This window comes from Massilia sp. Bi118 (assembly GCF_918697865.1).
GTDB lineage: Bacteria > Pseudomonadota > Gammaproteobacteria > Burkholderiales > Burkholderiaceae_D > Telluria.
On the sequence record NZ_CAKKMV010000011.1, the window covers coordinates 133616 to 149979 of the forward strand.

Genomic DNA, 16364 nt, shown 5'->3' on the forward strand with positions numbered 1-16364 from the left:
TTGCAGTTGGCGCTCACACGCACATCGGAACCACTCGAACTCGCCCGCGTCCTGGCGCTGCTGAATGTGGCAATGGCGGATTCGACGATCGCCGCCTGGGAGGCAAAGTATTACTACCGCTTCTGGCGTCCCGTACACGCCGTGCGTGAAGCGGATCCGGGTACCGGGCCGACCGGCAAGGGCGACGGCAATCCCGACACGAGGGCCGATCCGAACTGGACGCCGCTGGGCGCACCGGCCAGCAATATGACCGGGCCGGACTTCACGCCGGCCTTCCCCTCCTATCCATCGGGACACGCGGTGACCGGCGGCGCAGTATTCGAGACCTTGCGCAAGCTCTACGGCGACAGAGTCCCTTTCACCTTCGTCTCGGACGAGTGGAATGGCATCACGCGCGATAACGATGGCTGGGTCCGGCCGAAGCTGCCGCGCAGCTACCGCACGTTCTCACAGGCCGAGGAAGAAGCCGGGCAAAGCCGGATCTACCTCGGCGTCCACTTCCGGTTCGACAAAGTCGAGGGGCTGGAGGTCGGCCACCGGGTGGCGGACTACGTGTTCAGACGTGGACTGGTACGCCCGGGCCAGTAAAAAGAAAAACCGGCCTTGCGGGGCCGGTTTCTGGTGCATCTGGGAGAAACGCAGGATTAGTCCAGCTTCCATGCGTAGTCGACCTTGGTCCAGGTCTGGGTCGGTGCGCCGTCCTTGGTGCCCGGCTTGAACTTGCATGCGGACAGGCTTTTCATGGCTGCCTTGTCCAGGCCCTTGAAACCGCTCGACTTTTCCAGCTTCGAATCGGCGACCGAACCGTCGGCGTTGATCTGGAAGGACATCGAGGTCACGCCCTGCTCTTCGTTCATCAGCGAAGCTTTCGGGTATTCGACCTTGCACTTCGACGGGTCGAAGGAAGCCGGGGTTTCAGCGGCAGCAGCGAAACCGGTAGCGAACAGGCCAGCAAACAGGACAGCGGCGAATTTCTTGTTGGACATTTTAATTTCCCCTAAATAACAAAGTTTTTTAAATGGCCGGTAGGCTTACCGGCCGTTTGACGAGCCGTCCTGGCTCAGAATTCTTCCCAGTCATCGCTGGCGGCTGCCGCGGCGACTTTCTTCGAGGTCGACGAGCTGTGGCCGGATGCCGGCGCCTGTGCTTCGTCTGCCTTCGGCGCTGCCGGCTTGCGGGCGGCGGCCGGCTTCTTGAGCTGCGGAGATGCGGCCGGCCGACGGGCCGGGCGGGCGACCACGGCGCGGGTTGCCACCGCGGTCGAGACCGGCGCTGCCGGTGCTGCCGCGGCCGCGGCTTCTTCACCTTCGACCTTGAAGATGCTGACCACGCGCTGCAGCTCGGCAGCCTGATCCTGCAGGCTCTGGAAGGCGGCGGCTGCCTGCTCGACCAGGGCGGCGTTCTGCTGGGTCATGCCGTCCATTTCGATGATCGACAGGTTGACCTGTTCGATACCGGCGCTCTGCTCGGCGCTGGCGTTGGCGATCTCGCTCATGATGTCGGTCACGCGCTTGACGCTGCCCACCACTTCATCCATGGTCACGCCGGCCTGGCCGACCAGCTTGGAACCGCGGCCGATCTTCTCGACGGAGTCGCCGATCAGGGTCTTGATCTCTTTCGCTGCCGCAGCCGAACGCTGGGCCAGGTTACGCACTTCGGAAGCCACGACCGCGAAACCGCGGCCCTGTTCGCCGGCACGGGCCGCTTCGACGGCGGCGTTCAGCGCCAGGATGTTGGTCTGGAAGGCGATGCCGTCGATCACGCCGATGATGTCGGCAATCTTGCTGGCGGAGCTATTGATCTCACCCATGGTGCCGACCACTTGCGACACCACTTCGCCGCCCTTGCGCGCCACATCCGATGCGGTGGCGGCGAGCTGGTTGGCTTCACGGGCATTCTCGGCGTTCTGCTTCACGGTCGAGGTCAGCTCTTCCATGGCCGACGCGGTTTTCTCCAGCGAGCTGGCCTGCAGTTCGGTACGCGAGGACAGGTCGGTGTTACCGGCGGCGATTTCACGCGATGCGGTGGTAATGGTGATGGTGCCGCGACGGACCTGGCTGACGATGTCGACCAGGCTGTTGCGCATCTGTTTCATTTCGCTCAGCAGGCTGCCGCGGTCCGACGACTTGGTGTCGATGGCGATCGACAGGTCGCCTTCGGCGATGCTGGTGGCGATCTTCGAGGTGTAGCTCGGCTCGGCGCCCAGCTGCTTCAGCAGGCCGCGGGTGATGATGTAGGCAGCAGCGACGCCCATGGCGACGGCCAGGGCCAGCAGGACCAGCATGAAGTTACGTGCGCTGACGAACTGGGCTTCCGCGTCGGTCTGGGTCTGGCTGTTCTGCTTGTCTTCCAGCGAGCCGAGCTGATCGAGCGCGTCCAGCCACTTCTTCTGGGCCGGGCGAATTTCCTTGACCATCACGCGGGTAGCGTCCATCGCGTTGTTGGCGAGGTAGAGCGCCGATGCCTTGGCGATGGCCGGCATGGCGACGCTTTCCGCATCCTTGATCTGGGCCAGCAGGGCCTTCTCTTCAGCCGAGGCTTCGACCGAGAACTTCTCGGCCAGCTTCTGCTGGAGCGCGTCGTATTTGCCGGTCTGCTCCTTGAATTTGTTCAGTTCCGGTTCCATGTCGGCCGGATCGGTCATCAGGGTCAGGGTGCGCAGCGAGGTCACGCGCTCGCTGACGTTGTTGCGCATGTCGACGACCAGGCGGGTCACGACGTTGTTCACGCTGACCACGTGATCCAGACGGTTCTGGATCTGCGCCATGCGGACCACGCCGACGACGGTGAGGATGACCATCAGCACGAGCACGAGCGCAAAGCCCAGGCCCAAACGCATGCCGACTTTCATGTTGGATAAATTCATTTACTGTCTTCCCTGGTTCAAATGATTGGATCCGCCCGGATGTTTCTGCGCCGCGCGTCGCTTTTATTACTAAAAGTTCAACTTCTCCGTGAACTTTTGTGTATTTCCGTCAGGATAAATCAAAACTCGGCGGTTGCATCGAGTAAACATGATCCATCTCAATACTGTTTCGCTACTACAACAATACGACGGGTCATGCGGGGAGAAGAGCCCGAATTATGGGTCTATTCTTGCTGTCGGGCAAGGAAAATGAAGATGACCGGCTGTCTAGACAAGCGGCCCTGTGGTGAATTATGAACAGACGAGGCGGCCCTGCCTGGCGCCGCCGTAACAAAAAGTCAATAACTCAAGCTGCTTTGCGCATGCGGCCGGCGGCTTCCAGCAGCAGTTCCGGATTGCCCTCGGCCAGGCGGCGCGAGTCCGACAGCAACTGGCGGAAAGCGCGCGCACCCGGCATGCCGGCCATCAGGCCCAGCATGTGGCGGGTGATGCTGTTCAGGCGCAGGCCCAGCGGTCCATAGCGCTCGAGTTCGGCTCGGATGTAGGGGATCATGGCTTCCAGCACCTGCTCGCGCGAGGCCGGGCCGCCCTGCTCGTCGCCATAGAAACGAGCGTCCCAGTCGGCCATCAGCCAGGGATTGTGATACGCCTCGCGGCCGATCATGACGCCGTCCACGTGCTGCAGGTGGCTTTCGATCTCGTCGCTGGTCTTGATCCCGCCATTGATGATGATTTCCAGGTCGGGAAAATCGCGCTTGAGTTCGTAGGCGACCTGGTAGCGCAGTGGCGGGATCTCGCGGTTCTCCTTGGGCGACAGGCCCTTCAGCACGGCGTTGCGGGCGTGCACGATGAAAGTCTGGCAGCCGGCGTCGGCGATCGTGCCGACGAAGTCGCGCACATAGCCATAGTCTTCGTTGTAGTCGATGCCGATGCGGTGCTTGACGGTCACGTCGATGGACACGGCGTCGCGCATCGCCTTCACGCAGTCGGCCACCAGTTGCGGCTCGTTCATCAGGCAGGCGCCGAACGCGCCCTTCTGCACGCGCTCGGAGGGGCAGCCGCAATTCAGGTTGATCTCTTCATAGCCCCACTGCTCGCCCAGTTTGGCGCTTTTCGCCAGGTCGGCCGGCTCGCTGCCGCCCAGCTGCAGGGCGACCGGGTGCTCGATGCCGTCGTAGCGGAGGTGGCGCTCGACGTCGCCGTACACCAGCGCCCCGGTCGTCACCATCTCGGTGTACAGCCAGGTGTGGCGGGTGATCTGGCGGTGGAACACGCGGCAATGGCGGTCCGTCCAGTCCATCATGGGGGCAACCGAAAGGCGACGGCTGGGCAGCTTGCTTGGGACTTCCATAAGGTGATTCGAATGCGGGCAAAGGGTCGATTTTACCGCAAACCCTCAGCCGATGCGGATCTCCCCGGCTACAGGATCGCTCCCGTGCACGGCCAGCAGGTTGAGGCCCAGCGGGAAGGTCCTGTAGCCGAGATTCGCCAGGAAGCCGCCGATCTCTGCTTCGTTCGACTTGATCTTTTCGATCATCAGCTGCGGTTTGAAGCGCTCGATCTGCTGGCGGGCGCCGTTCAGCGCTTCCATCTCCATGCCTTCGATGTCGATCTTCATGAAGTCGAGGCGCTGCATGTCCAGGCCATCCAGCGCCAGCAGCGGCGTCGCCTTGGTTTTGTCTAGCGAGTAATCGACGGGCTGGCCGATGAATTCATTGTTCTCGCGCTGGCGCAGTTCCAGGCTGCCGAAGCTCGAAGGCGTGAAGTAATCCGGCACCGGCACCGCGATCTGGCCGTTTTCCGCGCCCACCGCCGCCCACACCGCGTGCGCGTTGAAGCAGTTGTTCATCGTGATGTTCCCGCACAGCGCGTAGTACACGCGTTCCTGGGCTTCGAAGGCGACCACTTCACCCCAGCCGTACATGAACCTGGCCCATTCGATGGTGTGCACGCCGATGTTGGCGCCGCAGTCGATGGCGACCACGCCGTCGCCGAAATGCTGGCGGCGCGCCTGCAGCAGCTTCAGCGCGATGTCGACTTCTTCCTGGTCGAAGGAAGTCGTCGACAACAACTGGTGTCCGACCCCGTAGGCGCCCCCTTCCACCAGGCGGTAGTCGTGACGGTTGACCAGCATGCTGCCGTGGTTGGTGGAGACCAGTACGAAAGCGGTAGGACGCAGGGTCGCTTTATTCATGTTCTTATTTCTGTGTGGTTGAGAAAATGTCTCCGCTGGCGAAGCGTTCGAGATCCGCGCGCACCTGGCCCAGCGCCAGGTCCCAGCGGCCTGCCGCCGGCTGGCGGAACAGGCGCGCCGACGGATACCAGGGGCTGTCGCGGCGCTCGCGCAGCCAGCGCCAGTCGGCCACCGCCGGCAGCAGGATCCAGGTCGGACGGCCGAGGGCGCCCGCCAGGTGGGCCACGCTGGTATCGACCGTCACCACCACGTCCATCAGTTCGCACAGGGCGGCGGTGTCGCTGAAATCTTTCAGCTGGTGCCCGAAGCCGCGCACGCGGCCGTCCGCATCGAGCGCCGCCTGGTCCGCCGGGCGCACGTCGCGCTGCAGGGTAAAGAATTCGAAGCGGTCCGACAGCAGCGCCTTCATTTGCTCGAAGGCCAGGCTGCGGTTATTGTCGTTGCCGTGGGTCGGGTTGCCGCTCCAGACCAGGCCGACGCGCGGCTTGCCGGCCGGGCCGAGGATCTCGCGCCATGCCTCGACCTTCGCCGGATCGGCGCGCAGGTAGCGATTCGGCGCCGGGATCGTGGACAGCTCGGTGCCGAAGGCCAGCGGCAGGCTCATCATCGGGCAGCGCCAGTCGGTGACGGGCACGGGTTCGCCGCGCGGGATCACCTGGGACACGCCTTCGAGCCGCGCCAGCAGGCCGGCCAGCGGACGGTGGGTCTCGAGGATCACGGTGGCGCCGCGCTGCGCCAGCAGCGGCGCGTAGCGCGCGCACTGCAGCACGTCGCCGAAGCCCTGTTCCGAATACAGCAGGATGCTCTTGCCGGCGATGTCTTCGCGGCCCAGCCACAGCGGGGCGTCGAAGGGGCGGATGTCCGGCGAATTCAGGAAGTGCGGGGTCTGCCAGCGCCATTCGTGGTCGGCCCAGCCATCCTTGAAATTGCCATGCTCGAGATGCAGCAGGCTGCGGTTCCAGTAGGCCACCGCCAGTTCCGGGTCGAGCGCTACCGCGCGGTCGTACTTCGCCAGCGCTCCCTCGTAATCGCCCATCGCCGCCAGGATCGCGCCCTGGTTAACCCAGGCCTGGGCGCTGCCCGGCTCCATCTGCAGGGCCTGGTCGAAGCAGGCCAGCGCTTCGTCAAAGCGGCCCAGGTCGCGCAGCACGTTGCCGCGGTTTTGCAGGGCGTTGGCCAGGTTCGGGTCGGATTTCAGCGCTTCTTCGTGGGCTTCGAGGGCCTCGTCGTAGCGGCGCAGCTCGCGCAGGGTCATGCCGCGCAGGTCGACCAGGCCGGCGTCGCGCTCGCCGTGGCGCAGCGCCTCGTCGTAGCAGGCCAGCGCGGCATCGTGGCGCTTCAGATCGCGCAGCACGTTGCCGGCGCCGATATGGGCTTCCTGATAGTCCGGCGAGAGCGCGATCGACATCTCGCAGTCGCGCAGCGCTTCTTCGTAGCGCTTTTGCCGGCGCAATATGAGTGCGCGGTTGTTATAGGCCTTGGCCAGCTCGGGGTCGAGGGCGATCGCCTGGTCGTAGGCGGCCAGAGCAGCGTCCTCGTCGCGGGTCTGCAGCACGCGGGCGCGGTTGAAATGGGTCTCGCCGGATGCGGCGCCGAGCGCCACCACGGTGTCGTAACAGGCCAGGGCCTCGTCGAAGCGTTTCAGTTCGATGAACACGTTGCCGCGGTTGTTGTGGGCGTCGGCATAGCCGGGCACCATCGCCAGGGCGAGCTCGAAGCTGTCCAGCGCCTCTTCGTACCGGCCCAGCTCCTTCAGCGCCACGCCGCGGTTGTTGCGGGCTTCCGGGTCGTTCGGATTCAGGGCCAGCGCGGCGTCGTAGCCGGCCAGCGCTTCATCGAAACGGCCCAGCGCCTGCAGCGCGGTGGCGCGGTTGTAGTGCAGGTCGGGATTGCCGGCGTCCAGCGCCAGCGCTTCGCCGTAGCAGGCCAGCGCATCTTCCAGGCGGCCCAGCTCTTTATAGGCGTTGCCCAGGTCGCCGTGCGCGGCGCTCGAGGGGATGAGCGCCAGCGCCCCGCGGATGAAACCGGCCGCAATATTGTAATTACCGGCCGCGAAAGCAATCAGGCCGACGTGGTGCAGGGCGCCCGCATGGTTCGGCATCCGGCGCAGCACCTGCTCGTAGACCGCCATCGCCCTTTCCAGCTGCTGCTCGCGGTGCAGGGCCAGACCTTCGGCAAACAAGGCGTGGACGTCCACCGGGGCGGACTCGGCGAAGGAAAGCTGGGCTGACTCGGTCATGGAAACGACCTCTATATAGATGTGTGCGATGGCGCCAGTATACGGTCAATACTTGCCGTAGAGCAAAAAAGTACCGGAAGCGCAAGATATATCAAGCGCGACTGTGGCATCGCACCGACATCCGGGACCATGAAATGGGCTGCGAAAAAAAATTCAAAAAATTTCCATGTGGAATTTAATGAACCTGAGAAAGTGGTCGTCTTGTACTTGTGAGAGCGCGACGAACCGCGGCTCCAACGACACGAACCCGAACAGAACACCCCATCAGGAGAGTAATCATGCTGAGCCTTCACACCAACAACGCCGCCCTGTCCGCCCAATCGTCCCTGTCGAAGACCCAGACTTCGCTGACCACTTCGATGACCCGTCTGTCGACCGGCTATCGCATCAACTCGGCAATGGACGACGCCGCCGGCCTGCAGATCGCCACCCGCCTGAAAGCACAGACCAGCGGCATGGCAGTCGCAATGCGCAACACCCAGAACTCGACCTCGATGCTGCAGACCGCCGAAGGCGCGCTGGACGAAGTCGGCAACATGCTGGTCCGCATGAAAGACCTGGCAACCCAGGCTTCGGACGCATCGTCGAGCTCGTCGGACAAGACTGCAATGCAGGCTGAATACGACAACCTGGGCAAAGAAATCCAGAACATCATGTCGAACACCAAGTTCGGCGGCCAGACCCTGCTGAAATCGGGCACCATCTCCAGCTCGATCACCTTCCAGATCGGCGCCGATTCGTCGGAAAAGATGACCCTGGACCTGTCGGCCGACATGGGCGCCTCGGGCACCGTCCTGACCGCACTGGGCAGCGCTTCGGCCTACGCCGGCGCCACCGCCTCGACCGCAGCCGCCGGTGTCGAACTGACCTCGAGCGCCAACGCCACCATCAACCTGATCTCGACCGCCATCGACAAGATCAGCTCGGTGCGTTCGAGCCTGGGTGCAACTGCTAACCGTCTGGACCACGTGTACAACAACCTGCAGAACATCACCAGCAACACCAAGGCCGCTACCGGCCGCATCATGGACGTGGACTTCGCTTCGGAAAGCGCCGACATGACCTCCAACCAGATGCTGCTGCAAGCCTCGACCGCCATGCTGAAGCAGACCAACAGCATGTCGTCGATGGTCATGTCCCTGCTGCAGTAATTTCGGACTAGCTCCTTCCAAAGGCCAGCCTTGCGGTTGGCCTTTTTACTTGCTACTCTGCATTGCCATGGCCTCCCTGTCCTTCCCTCCTCTTCTTGCGCCAGTCCTGCCCGCGGTTCCCGCCGGGCCTGCGCTGCCTGTCGGCCCCGTGGCCGCCGTTGCGCCGGCCGCGCTGCTGGCCGAGATGGACAACTTGCCCCTGCCCTTGCCCGGCGCATCGGCCTCGGCCCCGGCCGCCGCCGGCGCGACCGCCGAGGCGATGCAGGAAGGGGCCGCGATGCGCCCGGACCAGCTGGTCATGGCGCGCCAGCTGACCTGGCCGAACCAGGACGGCGGCACCCTGGCCAGTTCCTGGCGCAGCATGGTGCGCAGCTACGGCACCCAGCTCACGAACCGCGATCTGCAGGCGCGCCCGGGGCAGCTGCCGCTGGCGATGCTGCAGGCCGGCCAGGACCCGAGGGTCCTGCGCCAGATGGATCAGCAAGGCGCGCCCTTCGATGCCTGGCGCTTCACGGTGCACGCGGGCAGCGCCCAGGACCAGCATTTACGGGTGGTGCAGGAAGATCAGGAAGCGCAGCAACAGCAAAAGCGCCGTCGCGCACGTGCGGCCCTGCGCCTGGAACTGGTGCTTCAGGATGGCACCATCGTGACCGTGCAGGCCGAGCCGCTCGCCGACGGCGTGCGCCTGGAATTGTGCGCGCCGGATGCGGCCAGCCTCGCGCGCCTGCGCGCGCTGCAGCCGGAACTCGAAACGGCGGTAGCGCGCGCGGGCTTGCGCGTGCTGGGATGGAAGTACCGGGACAGCCTGCCGATGGGGCCGGCGCATATCAGGCTGCCGTCGACGGATGCGGCGTCGGCCTTGAGTTTGCCGGTGTTTCGGGCGATGGCGGAAATGGCGCTGGTTTTACCGGCGCATTAACCCACCGTACCGATAATCGACACTTCCCGGTTCTCGGGAATCTCGTTATACGACAGCACATGCAGCCCCGGCGCAAACAGGCGCGCGTAGCGGGCCAGCAGCGGTCGCACCTGCGGCAGCACCAGCAGGATCGGCGGCGTATGCTGCTGCTTCATCTGCTCGCGCGCTACGGGCATGTTCAGCTGCAGCTGGGACAGCAGCTGCGGATCGATCGGGTAGTTGTCCAGCGCGACCTTGCCGCCGTTGTTCTGGCGCGCCTGGTTCAGGGAGCCGAGCAGCATGTTCTCGAGCTCCCCGGACAGGTTAAAGGCCGGCATGTCCTTCTTCTTCCCGTACAGGCCGGACACGATCTGGCGCCGCAGCGCGCAGCGCACCTCGGCCGCCAGCAGGATCGGATCCTTGGTCGATTCCGAGCTGTCCAGCAGCGTGGTGGCGATGACGACGATGTCCTTCAGCGACACATTTTCCGCCAACAGCACCCGGAACACGCGCAGCAGCTGGGTGTGGGTCAGCGCCTTGTCCAGCGCCGAGGCCAGCTTCGGCGACAGCGCCGTCAGGCGGTCCATCATCGCCGGCACGTCCTCGTGGCGGAACAGCTCCGACAGATAATCCTTGGCGATCTTCGAGGCGTGGGTCGCGATCGCGCTCGCCACCTCGACCACCTGGTAGCCCTGGCCCAGCGCGTGCGCCTTCTGCTCCGGATCGATCCAGGTGATGGCCATGCCGAAGGCCGGCTCGATGCCGGGGATGCCGTCCAGCTGGCCGTACACGGTCGGCGACGGGATCGCCATCAGCGCTTCCGGCACCACCTCGCCCTCGGCCACCACGGTGCCGTTTACCGAGATCGAATACTGGTTCGGGCGCAGGGTCAGGTCGTCGCGCACGCCGATCGCCGGCAACAGCAAGCCCATTTGCTCGGACAGGCTCTGGCGCACGCCCTTGATCCGCTTGGTCAGGGCCTCGCCCTGCGATTTGTCCACCAGGTGCACGAGTTTATAACCGACGGCCACCGAGATCGGCTGCACCACCGGCAGCTGCTGCCAGTCGAGGTCGGGCACGCGGTCGTCGCGCAGCGCGGCTTCGATCGCCGCGACGCTCTCGCGGTCCGGCTCCTTGATCTCGCGCGACTGGCGGTAGCCCACATAACCCAGCACGGCGGCGAAGGTGAAGAAGAAGAACCACGGCATGCCAGGCACCAGGCCCAGCACCACCATCACGCCTGCGGCCGAGAACAGCACGCCCGGCTGGGCCAGCAGCTGGCCGCCGACCTGCTTTTCGAGGTCGCCGGAATCGCTGACGCGGGTCACCAGGATCGCCGCCGCGGCCGACAGCAGCAGCGCCGGGATCTGCGCCACCAGGCCGTCGCCGATGGTCAGCAGCGCGTACTGGCGGAAGGCTTCGCCCATCGACATGTCGTGCATCAGCGCGCCGATGGCGACGCCGCCGATCATGTTGATCAGCAGGATCAGGATCGAGGCGACGGCGTCGCCGCGCACGAACTTCGAGGCGCCGTCCATGGCGCCGTAGAAGTCCGCTTCGTTGGACACGTCCTTGCGGCGCTCCTGCGCCTTTTCCTGGTTGATCAGGCCCGCGTTCAGGTCGGCGTCGATCGCCATCTGCTTGCCGGGCAGCGCGTCCAGAGTGAAACGCGCGGAGACTTCGGAGATACGTTCGGCGCCCTTCGTGACCACGATGAAGTTGATGATCATGAGGATCACGAACACCACGATACCGACCACGAAGTTACCGCCGATGACGACGTTGCCGAAGGCCTCGATCACGTGGCCGGCCGCGCCCGTGCCCTCGTGGCCGCGCAGCAGCACCACGCGGGTCGAGGCCACGTTCAGCGCCAGGCGCATCAGCGTGGTGCCGAGGATCACGGTCGGGAACACCGAGAAGTCCAGCGGACGCTTGGCCGACACGGACACCAGGATCACGATCAGCGCCAGCACGATGTTGAAGGTGAACAGCACGTCCAGCAGCACCGGCGGCAGCGGCAGCATGATCATCGCCAGGAGCGTCAGCAGGAACGCCGGTGTGGCGAACTTCTGGCGGCGCAGCTCGGCCATCAAGCTGTTAATCATGTTCATGTTGCGGATACCTCACTCAAATGGGCAGGGACGACGACTTCGTTCGGGAACCGTGGGGGCGCCTGGCGCCGGCCGTCACGGAATGCATTCAGTTGCAGCACATAGTTCAGTACCTGCGACACCGCCTGGTAGAGCTGCGCCGGGATCTGCTGCTGGACCTGGCTGGTGTTGTAGATCGCGCGCGCCAGCGGCGGCAGCGTGACCGTTTCGATTTTATGCCTGGCGGCGACCGCCTTGATGTAGAGGGCCATTTCGTCGATACCCTTGGCCACCACGAAGGGCGCCTCGGCGCGGTTGGCATCGTACTTCAGGGCGACCGCGTAGTGCTCGGGGTTGACGATCACGACGTCCGCGCCCGGCACGGTCTTGTTCACGTTGCGGCGCGCCAGCTGCTGCTGGATCTGGCGGATGCGCTGCTTTACCTCGGGCTTGCCTTCGGAGCTCTTGTATTCTTCCTTCACTTCCTGCTTGCTCATGCGCTGGCCGCGTGCGAACAGGAAGGACTGCAGCGGCACGTCGATCAGGGCGAACAGCAGGAACACCGAGATCAGCGCCATCAGGGCATCGAACATCTGCGACGCGCCGCGCAGCATGGCGTCCGACAGCGGCATGCGCTGCAGGTCGATCCACGACATCGCCGCCGAGCGCACCACGTACCACAGCACGATGCCCAGCACGATGGCCTTGGCGACCGAGATCCCGAAGTCGCTCCAGTGCTTGCCGGAGGCGAGCTTGCCGAGATTCGACACCGGCGAGAAGCGGCCGAAGTTCGGCATCAGGCTGGCGGTCGAGAAGTTCCAGCCGCCCGGCACGAGGCTGGACAGCACCACCGCCAGCGTCACGCCGAACAGCGGCAGCAGCATTTTCACCAATAACATGGCGGCGCTGCTGAACACGATCGACAGCGCATTCTCGATGGCGCCCGCCTCGCCCACCGGCACGAACACCAGGCGGAACAGCGCGCGGAAGGACTCCAGATAGTCCGGCATCAGGAACACCAGCAGTTTCAGGCTGGCCAGGATGCCGACCGCGGTGGCCAAATCCTTAGACCGGACCACCTGGCCCTGCTCGCGCGCCTTCCTCAGCTTCTGGGCTGAAGCCTTTTCTGTCTTGTCGCCGCCGCTGCCGCTGTCAGCCATATCGATCAGCCATGGGCCGCCCTCATCTGCTGCTGGAGCATCTCCAGCACCTGGTTGGTCATCTGCACGTAATGCTCGGGCACGAAGCGCACTACCTGGGTCAGCATCATCAGACCGAACAGGGTCACCAGCGAAAAGCCGAGCGAGAACAGGTTCAGCGAGGGCGCCACCCGGTTCAGGAAGCCGAGACCGATCTGCACCACCAGCGTCGAAAAAATGATCGGCAGCGCCAGCAGGATCGCCGCCGCGAACACCCAGCCCACGTTCAGGGCGATGGTGTGCAGCAGCAGGCCGCTGTAGCCGCTACCCACAGGCCAGGCGCGGAAGCTCTGCCCCAGCACGCCCACCAGCACCAGGTGGCCGTCGATGGCGAAGAACACCAGGATCGCCACCAGTCCCAGCATGCCGGAGATGACGTCCGACTGCTGGCCGTTGATCGGGTCGTTCATCTGCGCCATCGAAAAGCCGATCTGGCTCGAGGCCAGGAAGCCCAGCATGCCCACCACCGCCATCGTCAGCTGCATCGCCAGGCCGATCGCGCCGCCGATCACGGCCTGCTCCACCATCGCCACCACGCCGGCCAGCGAGAACGGATCCGGCATCGGCATCCCCTTCGTCAGCGGCAGCATCATGAAGGCCAGCGCCACCGACAGCAGCGCCCGCACCGGCAGCGGCACGTAGGCTTCGCCCAGCACCGGCGCGGTGGTGAACATCGCCATGCAGCGGGCGAAGGGCCACCACAGGGCGCTGATCAGCGGGAGCAGGAAGCCGACGACTTCGAGCATTCAGCCAACCAGCTGCGCGGCGCGCTGGAACACGTGCACGCAATAATCCATCAGCTTCCCGGTCATCCAGTGGCCGGCCACGATCAGCGCCAGCAGGGTCACCAGCAGGCGCGGCAGGAAACTCAGGGTCTGTTCGTTGATCGAGGTGGCGGCCTGGAACACGGCGACGATCACGCCGGTGATCAGGCCCGGCAGCACCAGCACGGCCGCCAGCAGCATCACCAGCTGCAGCGCTTCGACCATGATGTCGACGGCGATATCGGGAGTCATATCTTCATCCCTCTCTAGAAGCCGTGGATGCTGCCGACCAGCGTGTTCACGGTCAGGGTCCAGCCATCCACCAGCACGAACAGCAGCAGCTTGAAGGGCAGCGAAATCACCAGCGGCGACAGCATCATCATGCCCATCGCCATCAGCACCGAGGACACCACCAGGTCGATGATCAGGAAGGGAATGAACAGCATGCAGCCGATCTGGAAGGCGCTCTTCAGCTCGGACAGCACGAAGGCCGCCAGCTTGACGGTGAAGCCGCGCGCCATCGGCGCCATCTCGGCCGGCTCCCCGGCCAGGTGCGCGACCTGGGCCAACGCCGCCTTGCTGGTCTGGGCCAGCATGAAGCGCGACAGCGGCACCTCGGCGGTCTTGAGCGCCTGCTCGAGCGTGATCTTGTCCTTGTCGTAGGGGACGAAGGCTTCGTTCCAGACCTGCTCGCCCACCGGGCGCATCACCAGCAGCGTCAGGATCAGCGCGACCCCGGTGACGATCCGGTTCGGCAGGCCCGATTGCAGGCCGAGGGCCTGGCGCAGCAGCGAGAGCACGATCACGAAGCGCGTAAAGCTGGTCATCATCATGACCATCACGGGCAGCAGCCCGAGGATGGTCATCAGGACCAGGATCTGCGACTTCACGGTCAGGCCGCTGCCGGTGCCGGGAATGATCCCGGGCAGGAGGTCGGGATTCTGCGGCGCCGCATGCGCTGAACTCGTTGCCGCGCCGGCGGCCAGCAAAAGGCAAACGCCGGCAAAGGCCGGCGCGAAACGACGCAGGCATGCGCCGCCCTGCTTGAAGCTCATGGTGCGATCAGGTCCAGGTTGAGGCCATCGAGATCGATCACCTTCAGGCCATACTGCTCGCCCGCGACCACCACTTCGGCGCGGCCGATGGCGGCGCCATTGACCTTGATGACCAGCGGCTCCCCTGCCAGCGCGTCCAGCGGCAGCACGGAAGACGGGCCGATATCCATCAACTCCTGCAGCGAGATGCGGGCCGAGCCGACTTCCAGCGTCAGGGTCACCGGAATCCGGCGCATCATCTGCGGCAGGCGGGCCGACTTGGCCGGCGCTGCGGCAGCCGGGGTCTCGGCGCCTTCCAGATCGTCGATGATGATGTCGCCACCGGCGATTTGGTCGTTGAGGTTCATGTCCATTTATTCGGCATCTTCAAAAGAGGTTAAACACAGCTTACCTTTGTGCTCGGCGACGGCGGCCGTAAACAGGCAGGCTTCGTCGAGCAGGACGTCGGTCCGGCCTACATTGACCGGGATCACGTCCCCAACTTTCAGGTCGAACAGTGCGCCCAGCGTGATTTCCTTGCTGACCAGGCGGCCGTCGAGCTTGACCTGAAGCTTCGACGACAGCGGCTCGGCCGGGCCGCGCGCCGCATGGGTGCGCGGCTGTTCCGGGCGCAGGCTGCCCAGGATCGCCGCCATCAGGCTTTGATCCGGCGCAATCCAGAAGCGGCCCATTGCACCATTCGCATCGCGCAAGGTTCCGCAGACCGTCCAGGCGCTCTTGCCCGGCATTGTCGAAGCGGCCACGGCGCCGGCCGGCACCGGCTCCGGCGCCACTTCCATTGCCACACTGGCAGCGACGCGCGCATACAACAGGTCAACCATCTGTTGCGTCAATACGACCACGAGACGCTCTTCCGTGGCCGTTACCCGCTCGCTGCCCGGGTCCCGCTGAGTTGCGCCTGCACCACGCCCACCGTAGCGCCGTTCCAACAGTGTCAGTAATAAGCCACGTTCAAATGCTACCGAAACGGTGCCCAGGACGCCCGTTGCAGCCATCCAGCGCAGGCCGGCATCCTGCGGCGCACGCCCGAATTCGACGCTGTCGAGACGCCAGCCGCCCCAATAACGGCGCGCAGGACCCTGCATTGCGGTGTCGAGGTCGTCCTGCAGGCGTAGCGCGAACTGGGGCAGAAGGTGCACCGGACGCCCTAGAAGACAGGGGTCGAGCACCTGGTACTGCGCGGCGGAGTCGGGGCTTGCGATTGGCATCTTGGAATTAACAATCTAATAAGCGGGAATGCTTTCTTTTCATTCCCATGGGCAACTATTATACCTGCTAAATTGTGTCACAGTACTTGAGATTCCTCTTTGAATTCGCCATTGCCGTACGGTAAGATGTTCGTATTCGCTGCTGAACGAGAGAAATTCTCACTGGGTAACGTTTAGTGAAGCTGGTATTCTCTCCGGTTCCGCGATGGAAACCAAGCGTCAGGAAGAACCTAAAAATTTAACAATTTCCAAAGCGCCATCAAAATTGCGACACATTGACACCTGGAAACACTGTCAAATCGCTACCAACCGTCACACACGATATTTACGCATGGGAGTGGGAAATACGATGGGAACTGAACTTGCTGGTCTGATCCGCGCCGATCTGGCAGCCCTGACGAACGACGCCAGCCGCCTATCCGTGGCGCCGTCGGTCGACATGGGACTGCCGGCCCAGGACACCGCCGCCGGTAATTTCTCCTTCGCGCAAAGCATGAAAGATGCCCTCGCCCACGTCGACGGCGAAGAACGCGCCGCCGCCGACAAGATGGCCGCGGTCGACAGCGGCAAGAGCGACGACCTGGTCGGCGCGATGCTGTCTTCGCAGCAGGCCAACCTGTCGTTCTCGATGCTGATGCAGGTCCGTAACAAGGTCATGGGCGCCGTCGACGAACTGCTCAAGCTCCCCGTCTGATCAGGA

16 protein-coding genes are annotated in these 16364 nt (G+C 64.3%); 4 read left to right on the plus strand and 12 right to left on the minus strand.

Annotated elements, in window-relative coordinates; genetic code table 11:
* Positions 1–72: 72 nt before the first annotated feature.
* Positions 73–588 carry a vanadium-dependent haloperoxidase gene (locus LQV39_RS17430; RefSeq protein WP_230027403.1) on the plus strand — a complete coding sequence of 172 codons (516 nt, stop codon included), beginning with the start codon at positions 73–75 and terminating at the stop codon, positions 586–588.
* Between the two features lie 56 nt (positions 589–644).
* On the opposite strand, the gene LQV39_RS17435 is transcribed toward LQV39_RS17430, so the two are convergent.
* The 5 genes from LQV39_RS17435 to LQV39_RS17455 form a co-directional block, all read right to left on the minus strand.
* Positions 645–986, minus strand: a complete 342-nt coding sequence (locus tag LQV39_RS17435; protein WP_230027404.1) for an energy transducer TonB — start codon at positions 984–986, stop codon at positions 645–647.
* A 74-nt stretch (positions 987–1060) separates the two neighbouring features.
* Entirely contained in the window at positions 1061–2866 is a 1806-nt protein-coding gene (locus LQV39_RS17440; RefSeq protein WP_230027405.1) for a methyl-accepting chemotaxis protein, read from the minus strand.
* 346 nt (positions 2867–3212) lie between these two features.
* On the minus strand, positions 3213–4217 hold the full coding sequence (dusA, locus tag LQV39_RS17445; RefSeq protein ID WP_290368600.1) for a tRNA dihydrouridine(20/20a) synthase DusA: 1005 nt from the start codon (positions 4215–4217) through the stop codon (positions 3213–3215).
* 45 nt (positions 4218–4262) lie between these two features.
* A complete protein-coding gene (locus tag LQV39_RS17450) occupies positions 4263–5060 on the minus strand; it encodes an FkbM family methyltransferase (RefSeq protein ID WP_230027407.1) in 798 nt (265 codons plus the stop codon).
* 4 nt (positions 5061–5064) lie between these two features.
* A complete protein-coding gene (locus LQV39_RS17455; protein ID WP_230027408.1) occupies positions 5065–7299 on the minus strand; it encodes a tetratricopeptide repeat protein in 2235 nt (744 codons plus the stop codon).
* Positions 7300–7577: 278 nt separating this feature from the next.
* Between LQV39_RS17455 and LQV39_RS17460 the strand changes: the two genes are divergently transcribed.
* Both LQV39_RS17460 and LQV39_RS17465 read left to right on the plus strand, forming a co-directional pair.
* The gene (locus LQV39_RS17460) at positions 7578–8450 is read left to right on the plus strand and encodes a flagellin (RefSeq protein ID WP_230027409.1); all 873 of its coding nucleotides are present in this window, start codon (positions 7578–7580) and stop codon (positions 8448–8450) included.
* A gap of 67 nt (positions 8451–8517) precedes the next feature.
* On the plus strand, positions 8518–9369 hold the full coding sequence (locus tag LQV39_RS17465) for a hypothetical protein (protein ID WP_230027410.1): 852 nt from the start codon (positions 8518–8520) through the stop codon (positions 9367–9369).
* Here the strand turns inward: LQV39_RS17465 and LQV39_RS17470 are convergent.
* From LQV39_RS17470 to LQV39_RS17500, 7 genes are read right to left on the minus strand one after another with little or no spacing between them, the layout of a single operon-like run.
* Complete coding sequence (locus LQV39_RS17470) at positions 9366–11459, minus strand: flagellar biosynthesis protein FlhA (protein WP_290368601.1); 2094 nt, start codon at positions 11457–11459, stop codon at positions 9366–9368. The two genes, LQV39_RS17465 and LQV39_RS17470, sit on opposite strands and share 4 nt — an antisense overlap.
* Entirely contained in the window at positions 11456–12598 is a 1143-nt protein-coding gene (gene flhB / locus LQV39_RS17475; protein WP_230027411.1) for a flagellar type III secretion system protein FlhB, read from the minus strand. The genes LQV39_RS17470 and flhB overlap by 4 nt, the downstream gene beginning before the upstream one ends.
* Positions 12599–12603: 5 nt before the next feature.
* A complete protein-coding gene (fliR, locus tag LQV39_RS17480) occupies positions 12604–13383 on the minus strand; it encodes a flagellar biosynthetic protein FliR (protein ID WP_230027412.1) in 780 nt (259 codons plus the stop codon).
* Entirely contained in the window at positions 13384–13653 is a 270-nt protein-coding gene (gene fliQ, locus LQV39_RS17485; RefSeq protein WP_230027413.1) for a flagellar biosynthesis protein FliQ, read from the minus strand. It abuts the gene before it with no gap.
* A 14-nt stretch (positions 13654–13667) separates the two neighbouring features.
* The gene (fliP, locus tag LQV39_RS17490) at positions 13668–14456 is read right to left on the minus strand and encodes a flagellar type III secretion system pore protein FliP (protein ID WP_230027414.1); all 789 of its coding nucleotides are present in this window, start codon (positions 14454–14456) and stop codon (positions 13668–13670) included.
* Positions 14453–14809, minus strand: a complete 357-nt coding sequence (locus tag LQV39_RS17495) for a FliM/FliN family flagellar motor switch protein (protein WP_230027415.1) — start codon at positions 14807–14809, stop codon at positions 14453–14455. The genes fliP and LQV39_RS17495 overlap by 4 nt, the downstream gene beginning before the upstream one ends.
* Complete coding sequence (locus LQV39_RS17500) at positions 14810–15664, minus strand: FliM/FliN family flagellar motor switch protein (RefSeq protein WP_230027416.1); 855 nt, start codon at positions 15662–15664, stop codon at positions 14810–14812.
* A 349-nt stretch (positions 15665–16013) separates the two neighbouring features.
* Between LQV39_RS17500 and LQV39_RS17505 the strand changes: the two genes are divergently transcribed.
* Positions 16014–16358 carry a flagellar hook-basal body complex protein FliE gene (locus LQV39_RS17505; protein ID WP_230027417.1) on the plus strand — a complete coding sequence of 115 codons (345 nt, stop codon included), beginning with the start codon at positions 16014–16016 and terminating at the stop codon, positions 16356–16358.
* The last annotated feature ends 6 nt before the right edge of the window (positions 16359–16364 follow it).

What these genes read in the sequence shown, in the direction of transcription:
- LQV39_RS17465 (WP_230027410.1), top strand. Translation starts at nt 8,518, where the DNA reads ATGGCCTCCCTGTCCTTCCCTCCTCTTCTTGCGCCAGTCCTGCCCGCG.
- dusA (WP_290368600.1), bottom strand. Translation starts at nt 4,217, where the DNA reads ATGGAAGTCCCAAGCAAGCTGCCCAGCCGTCGCCTTTCGGTTGCCCCC.
- LQV39_RS17430 (WP_230027403.1), top strand. Translation starts at nt 73, where the DNA reads ATGGCGGATTCGACGATCGCCGCCTGGGAGGCAAAGTATTACTACCGC.
- LQV39_RS17505 (WP_230027417.1), top strand. Translation starts at nt 16,014, where the DNA reads ATGGGAACTGAACTTGCTGGTCTGATCCGCGCCGATCTGGCAGCCCTG.
- flhB (WP_230027411.1), bottom strand. Translation starts at nt 12,598, where the DNA reads ATGGCTGACAGCGGCAGCGGCGGCGACAAGACAGAAAAGGCTTCAGCC.
- LQV39_RS17460 (WP_230027409.1), top strand. Translation starts at nt 7,578, where the DNA reads ATGCTGAGCCTTCACACCAACAACGCCGCCCTGTCCGCCCAATCGTCC.
- LQV39_RS17500 (WP_230027416.1), bottom strand. Translation starts at nt 15,664, where the DNA reads ATGCCAATCGCAAGCCCCGACTCCGCCGCGCAGTACCAGGTGCTCGAC.
- LQV39_RS17450 (WP_230027407.1), bottom strand. Translation starts at nt 5,060, where the DNA reads ATGAATAAAGCGACCCTGCGTCCTACCGCTTTCGTACTGGTCTCCACC.
- LQV39_RS17495 (WP_230027415.1), bottom strand. Translation starts at nt 14,809, where the DNA reads ATGGACATGAACCTCAACGACCAAATCGCCGGTGGCGACATCATCATC.
- fliR (WP_230027412.1), bottom strand. Translation starts at nt 13,383, where the DNA reads ATGCTCGAAGTCGTCGGCTTCCTGCTCCCGCTGATCAGCGCCCTGTGG.
- fliP (WP_230027414.1), bottom strand. Translation starts at nt 14,456, where the DNA reads ATGAGCTTCAAGCAGGGCGGCGCATGCCTGCGTCGTTTCGCGCCGGCC.
- LQV39_RS17455 (WP_230027408.1), bottom strand. Translation starts at nt 7,299, where the DNA reads ATGACCGAGTCAGCCCAGCTTTCCTTCGCCGAGTCCGCCCCGGTGGAC.
- LQV39_RS17435 (WP_230027404.1), bottom strand. Translation starts at nt 986, where the DNA reads ATGTCCAACAAGAAATTCGCCGCTGTCCTGTTTGCTGGCCTGTTCGCT.
- fliQ (WP_230027413.1), bottom strand. Translation starts at nt 13,653, where the DNA reads ATGACTCCCGATATCGCCGTCGACATCATGGTCGAAGCGCTGCAGCTG.
- LQV39_RS17470 (WP_290368601.1), bottom strand. Translation starts at nt 11,459, where the DNA reads ATGAACATGATTAACAGCTTGATGGCCGAGCTGCGCCGCCAGAAGTTC.
- LQV39_RS17440 (WP_230027405.1), bottom strand. Translation starts at nt 2,866, where the DNA reads ATGAATTTATCCAACATGAAAGTCGGCATGCGTTTGGGCCTGGGCTTT.